The organism is Actinomyces urogenitalis, from assembly GCF_002861525.1.
GTDB lineage: Bacteria > Actinomycetota > Actinomycetes > Actinomycetales > Actinomycetaceae > Actinomyces > Actinomyces urogenitalis.
Genome location: NZ_PKHA01000020.1, coordinates 1 through 7,146 on the forward strand (window position 1 = coordinate 1; position 7,146 = coordinate 7,146).

Annotated in this window: 3 rRNA genes and 1 pseudogene; all 4 read left to right on the plus strand. The window is 60.5% G+C overall.

Annotated elements, in window-relative coordinates:
• Nucleotides 1-233 precede the first annotated feature (233 nt).
• Nucleotides 234-1,772, plus strand: a 16S ribosomal RNA gene (locus CYJ26_RS10435).
• A 391-nt stretch (nucleotides 1,773-2,163) separates the two neighbouring features.
• Nucleotides 2,164-5,327 (plus strand): 23S ribosomal RNA (locus CYJ26_RS10440).
• Between the two features lie 137 nt (nucleotides 5,328-5,464).
• Nucleotides 5,465-5,581, plus strand: a 5S ribosomal RNA gene (rrf, locus tag CYJ26_RS10445).
• The 16S, 23S and 5S rRNA genes sit together here, the layout of an rRNA operon.
• Nucleotides 5,582-6,143: 562 nt before the next feature.
• A pseudogene (locus CYJ26_RS10450) lies at nucleotides 6,144-7,146 on the plus strand (IS3 family transposase); the annotation flags it as partial.

Genomic DNA, 7,146 nt, shown 5'->3' on the forward strand with positions numbered 1-7,146 from the left:
TGGGTGTGTTGTTTGAGAACTCGATAGTGTGTCATGTTTTTTATGCCATAGTGGGATGGCTGGCCCTGGTTTTTTGGGGTTGGTTGTTCTTGTTTTGTTTTGGTTTGCCTGCCTTGGTTTTCCTCGTCGGATCTGGGGTGGGTTGGGCCTGGTCTGGTTTTCTGGACTTTTTTGATGCTTTCTGTGGCTGGTCCTGGCTTGTTGGTTGGGGTTGGTTTATGGTTTGTGTTTTTTGTTTGGAGAGTTTGATCCTGGCTCAGGACGAACGCTGGCGGCGTGCTTAACACATGCAAGTCGAACGGTGAAGCTCCAGCTTGCTGGGGTGGATGAGTGGCGAACGGGTGAGTAACACGTGAGTAACCTGCCCCCTTCTTCTGGATAACTGCTTGAAAGGGTAGCTAATACGGGATATTCTGGCCTGCTCGCATGGGTGGGTTTGGAAAGGTTTTTTCTGGTGGGGGATGGGCTCGCGGCCTATCAGCTTGTTGGTGGGGTGATGGCCTACCAAGGCGGTGACGGGTAGCCGGCCTGAGAGGGTGGACGGCCACACTGGGACTGAGACACGGCCCAGACTCCTACGGGAGGCAGCAGTGGGGAATATTGCACAATGGGCGCAAGCCTGATGCAGCGACGCCGCGTGAGGGATGGAGGCCTTCGGGTTGTAAACCTCTTTCGCCAGTGAAGCAGGCCATCTTCTTTGTGGGGTGGTTGACGGTAGCTGGATAAGAAGCGCCGGCTAACTACGTGCCAGCAGCCGCGGTAATACGTAGGGCGCGAGCGTTGTCCGGAATTATTGGGCGTAAAGAGCTCGTAGGCGGCTGGTCGCGTCTGTCGTGAAATCCTCTGGCTTAACTGGGGGCTTGCGGTGGGTACGGGCCGGCTTGAGTGCGGTAGGGGAGACTGGAATTCCTGGTGTAGCGGTGGAATGCGCAGATATCAGGAGGAACACCGGTGGCGAAGGCGGGTCTCTGGGCCGTTACTGACGCTGAGGAGCGAAAGCGTGGGGAGCGAACAGGATTAGATACCCTGGTAGTCCACGCCGTAAACGTTGGGCACTAGGTGTGGGGGCTCTTTCCGGGGTTTCCGCGCCGTAGCTAACGCATTAAGTGCCCCGCCTGGGGAGTACGGCCGCAAGGCTAAAACTCAAAGGAATTGACGGGGGCCCGCACAAGCGGCGGAGCATGCGGATTAATTCGATGCAACGCGAAGAACCTTACCAAGGCTTGACATGTGAGCGTCTGCCTCAGAGATGGGGTTTCCTCCTTGTGGGGCGCTTTCACAGGTGGTGCATGGTTGTCGTCAGCTCGTGTCGTGAGATGTTGGGTTAAGTCCCGCAACGAGCGCAACCCTTGTCCCGTGTTGCCAGCACGTTGTGGTGGGGACTCGCGGGAGACTGCCGGGGTCAACTCGGAGGAAGGTGGGGATGACGTCAAATCATCATGCCCCTTATGTCTTGGGCTTCACGCATGCTACAATGGCCGGTACAGAGGGTTGCGATGTCGTGAGGCGGAGCGAATCCCTTAAAGCCGGTCTCAGTTCGGATCGGTGTCTGCAACTCGACACCGTGAAGTTGGAGTCGCTAGTAATCGCAGATCAGCAACGCTGCGGTGAATACGTTCTCGGGCCTTGTACACACCGCCCGTCACGTCATGAAAGTCGGCAACACCCGAAGCCCGTGGCCTTACGGGGAGCGGTCGAAGGTGGGGCTGGTGATTGGGACGAAGTCGTAACAAGGTAGCCGTACCGGAAGGTGCGGCTGGATCACCTCCTTTCTAAGGAGTATGGGGTGCCCTGGTGTGGTGGTGACGGTCTCCCGGTGAGGTTGGGGGGCGGCTGCCAGGCTGGGTTCCTGTCGGAAGCTGTGTGCATGAGAAACCGCCCGTGTCCCGTCCTCCTTCTTGGTGGGTGGGTGTGGGTGCCCTGGCCTCCTGGTTGTCCTCTTTTGATGGGGGTTGGCTTGGGGTTGGGGGTGGCATGCTGTCGGGGTCTGGGGCAGTACGCCCTGGTGGCCCTGCTGTCTGGGCTCACACGGTGCCTGCTGGTTTTGTTGCTTGCGGGTGTGTGGGTGTGGGTGGTGTGGGTGGGTTGGTTGTGAACTGTATAGTGGACGCGAGCATCTTTGATCTTTGCGCACACACACGTGTTTTTGTTGTGTGTGTTGTTTTGTTTGTTTTTTTGAGCGTTCGGTGGATGCCTTGGCATCAGGGGCCGATGAAGGACGTGGTGGCCTGCGATAAGCCTCGGGGAGCCGGCTGACGGGCTGTGATCCGAGGGTGTCCGAATGGGGGGACCCGGCACGAGTTATGTCGTGTCACTCGTACCTGAATTCATAGGGTGCGGGGGGTGACGCGGGGAAGTGAAACATCTCAGTACCCGTAGGAGAAGATATTCCGTGAGTAGTGGCGAGCGAAAGCGGATGATGGTTAAACCGTGTGCGTGTGATACCCGGCAGGGGTTGCGTGTGCGGTGTTGTGGGGCGTGTTCTTCCATCCTCTGCCGGGGGTGGGCGCAGTGAGAAACTGGTGTGGTAGCTGAACCTCCTGGGAAGGGGGGCCGTAGTGGGTGATAGCCCCGTAGGTGAAACCATGCTGGCTGCGTGGGTGCGTTCCCGAGTAGCACGGGGCTCGTGGAATCCTGTGTGAATCTGCCAAGACCACTTGGCTGCCTGAATACCTCCTGATGACCGATAGCGGATAGTACCGTGAGGGAATGGTGAAAAGTACCCCGGGAGGGGAGTGAAATAGTACCTGAAACCGGGCGCTTACAAGCCGTCAGAGCCTTTCCTTTGTGGGGGTGATGGCGTGCCTATTGAAGAATGAGCCTGCGAGTTAGCGCCGTGTCGCGAGGTTAACCCTTGGGGGGTAGCCGTAGCGAGAGCGAGTCTGAAAGGGCGAGTTAAGTGGCACGGTCTAGACCCGAAGCGGGGTGATCTACCCATGGCCAGGTTGAAGCACGTGTAAGAGCGTGTGGAGGACCGAACCCACCTAGGTTGAAAACTGGGGGGATGAGCTGTGGGTAGGGGTGAAAGGCCAATCAAACTCCGTGATAGCTGGTTCTCCCCGAAATGCATTTAGGTGCAGCGTCTCGTGGTCCCCGGCGGAGGTAGAGCTACTGGGTGGCTGATGGGCCCCACAGGGTTACTGACGTCAACCAAACTCCGAATGCCGTTCGGGTTATAGCGGGGCAGTGAGACAGCGGGGGATAAGCTCCGTTGTCGAGAGGGAAACAGCCCAGATCGCCGGCTAAGGCCCCTAAGCGTGTGCTAAGTGGGAAAGGATGTGCGGTCGCGCAGACAACCAGGAGGTTGGCTTAGAAGCAGCCATCCTTGAAAGAGTGCGTAATAGCTCACTGGTCAAGTGATCGTGCGCCGACAATGTAGCGGGGCTCAAGCACACCGCCGAAGCCGCGGACCCATCACGTGTTCCCTACCGGGTTTGTCCTGGTCAGGGGTGGTGGGTGGTAGGGGAGCGTCCTGCACCGGGTGAAGCCGCAGAGTGATCTAGTGGTGGACGGTGCGGGAGTGAGAATGCAGGCATGAGTAGCGATACTAGGGTGAGAAGCCCTAGCGCCGAATGACCAAGGGTTCCAGGGCCAGGCTAGTCCGCCCTGGGTGAGTCGGGACCTAAGGCGAGGCCGACAGGCGTAGTCGATGGATGACGGGTTGATATTCCCGTACCGGCGAAGCACCGCCCATGCTGACGCGCGGGTGCTAACCCACGCCCGGCACCACAATCGCGCCTTCTGGTGGCTTCGGCTGCCTGTTGGTGTGGTGGTGTGGGGTCTGGGGACCCTCCGTGCAGGTAGGCAAGCGTGTTAACAGGGGTGACGCACAGTGGTAGCCTCCGCGGGCCTAATGGCTTGGCCCGTTCAAGCGAGCAGCCCGACAGCCAGGCAAATCCGGTTGTCTTCCTTTGATGGTAAGGGTCAGACGTGATGGTGACCTGCCCTTCTCGGGTGGGGAAGTAGGGTGATCCTGGGGTGCCGAGAAAAGCCTCGACGCGATGGTGCCAGCCGCCCGTACCCTAAACCGACACAGGTGGTCGGGCAGAGTATGCCTAGGCGCACGAGTGAATCATGGTGAAGGAACTCGGCAAAATGCCCCCGTAACTTCGGGAGAAGGGGGGCCCGAGCCTTGAAGCCCCTTTTTGCGGGCTAGGGGTGAGGGTCGCAGAGACCAGGGAGAAGCGACTGTTTACTAAAAACACAGGTCCGTGCGAAGCCGCAAGGCGATGTATACGGACTGACGCCTGCCCGGTGCTGGAAGGTTAAGAGGAACCGTCAACCCCCGTCGTGGGGTGAAGCGGTGAATTTAAGCCCCAGTAAACGGCGGTGGTAACTATAACCATCCTAAGGTAGCGAAATTCCTTGTCGGGTAAGTTCCGACCTGCACGAATGGCGTAACGACTTCTCCACTGTCTCCACCATGAGCTCGGCGAAATTGCACTACGAGTAAAGATGCTCGTTACGCGCAGAAGGACGGAAAGACCCCGGGACCTTTACTACAGCTTGGTATTGGCGCCCGCTATGGCTTGTGCAGGATAGGTGGGAGACTGTGAAGCAGCCACGCCAGTGGTTGTGGAGTCGTCGTTGAAATACCACTCTGGCTATGGCGTGCGCCTGAACCTCGGCCCGTGATCCGGGTCAGGGACAGTGCCTGGTGGGTAGTTTAACTGGGGCGGTTGCCTCCTAAAATGTAACGGAGGCGCTCAAAGGTTCCCTCAGCCTGGTCGGCAACCAGGTGTTGAGTGTAAGTGCACAAGGGAGCTTGACTGCGAGACCGACGGGTCAAGCAGGTACGAAAGTAGGAACTAGTGATCCGGCGATCCCGAGTGGGTGGGTCGTCGCTCAACGGATAAAAGGTACCCCGGGGATAACAGGCTGATCCTGCCCAAGAGTCCATATCGACGGCATGGTTTGGCACCTCGATGTCGGCTCGTCGCATCCTGGGGCTGGAGCAGGTCCCAAGGGTTGGGCTGTTCGCCCATTAAAGCGGTACGCGAGCTGGGTTTAGAACGTCGTGAGACAGTTCGGTCCCTATCCTCTGCGCGCGCAGGATACTTGAGAAGGCCTGTCCCTAGTACGAGAGGACCGGGACGGACGAACCTCTGGTGTGCCAGTTGTCCCGCCCGGGGCACGGCTGGTTGGCTACGTTCGGAACGGGTAACCGCTGAAAGCATCTAAGCGGGAAACCATCTTCAAGATGAGGTATCCACACCACCCCTCGGGGTGGTGGAAGGCCCCCAGCAGACCACTGGGTAGATAGGCCGGACGTGGAAGACCCGCAAGGGTTGGAGCTGACCGGTACTAATTGGCCAACACAAACAACAACACCACCCCCAACCACACGGTACGGGGCCGGTGAGGCAAAGAAAACAACGCTGCGCGTCCACTATACGGTCCAGGACCAACCCCAACACCAACCCCCCCCACAAGGCGGGGGATCGTGTACGGCCCGACAAGACGTCTCGGTGGTCATAGCGGGGGAGCCACGCCCGGCCCCATTCCGAACCCGGAAGCTAAGACCCCCAGCGCCGATGGTACTGCACCCGCCAGGGTGTGGGAGAGTAGGACACCGCCGAGCACACAACCCAAAACAGGGTCGAAGGCCCCACACCACCACCCACCCAAGGGACGGCATGGTGTGGGGCCTCCCCACACCCCACCAAGCACCCACACGGCGAGCCGAAGGGCACGCCACCACGACTCCTTCTTGCCCACGCAGCCATTACAGCTCCAATGGGTGCGGGGGGCATAGCGCGACAGGTACGAGGTCGCGACCGCGGTCTGAGGCCGTGCTGGTGGCGATGCAGCGAGGCGGCATGGAGGCCAGCCATGCTTTGACGGGAAGGCTTCGCCGATGCGCGGTGCCTCGGGACGGCCTTGAGGCATTCCGCGATGAGTGCGGTCGGAGGGCAGTGATCGCCGTCGTCCGGCTCGTCGCGGTGAGGACCGCGGCCGGTCCTACGGCGCCGGCGAGTGTCCCGGCCAGGGCGGGGCGCTGTGTAGACGATCCATAACAAAGGGGGAGGGGACTGACCACAGGGTCAGTCCCCTCCCCCTTTGTGCACGGGTCCGTTGAAGGTTTGGTTGACTCCAAGACCGCATGACTCCCTCGAAAGGGTCGTGCTGAAAGGATGGCATCCATGGCGAAGATCGCTTGCACCGACGAGTTCAAGCGCGACGCGGTCGCGCTTGTCGTCTCAGGAATCCTGCAGAAGCAGGTCGCCGAGGACATGGGGATGGCCAAAGCTACCCTCCAAGCCTGGGTCCGCGACGCTCGCTTCCAGTCCCATGGGATGACCCCGACCACCGATCGTGAGCAGCGCAAGGACATGGCCCAGGCGTTACGCCGGATCCGCGAGTTGGGGATGGAGAACGAGGTCCTACGGGGAGCGGCGGCGTATCTGTCGCAGGCTCACATCACGCCCCCAAAATGATCTACCCGCTCGTGAAGGAGATGGCCGCGCTCGGTGCCCCCGTGAGGGTGGCGGTGGCGGTCGCGTGTCGGGTGTTGGGATTCTCCAAGCAGGGCTACTACAAGTGGCTCAAGCAGCCGGTCTCGGCCCGCGAGGCCGAAGAGCGTGAACTGATCGCCGTGCTGCATCAGCTCCACGATGATGACCCGGAGGGCGGCTACCGCGTCCTGGTCGATGACATCACCGAGCTCGGGTACACGCTCTCGGAGCGCAGAGTCTGGCGGCTGTGCCGGATCGCCGGCATCCAATCGGTGTTCACCACGCGCAAGACCCGCTACAAGAAAGCCGGCGCGCCCGTCCACGACGACCTGGTCAACCGGCAGTTCAGCGCCGAGGGCTCCAACACGCTGTGGCTGACCGACATCACCGAGCACCGCACCCGCGAGGGCAAGGTCTACCTGTGCGCGATCAAGGACGTGTTCTCCAACCGGATCGTCGGCTACTCGATCGACTCGCGGATGAAGGCCCGGATCGCCGTCAACGCGCTCGAGATGGCAGTGGCCCACCGAGGCCGGCCCACCGGGGTGATCGTGCATTCCGACCGCGGGTCCCAATTCCGCTCCAGACGCTTCCTCAAGGCCCTCAAACGCCACGGCCTGACCGGCTCCATGGGCCGCGTGGGGGCATGCGGTGACAACGCGGCAATGGAGTCGTTCTTCGCGCTCCTGCA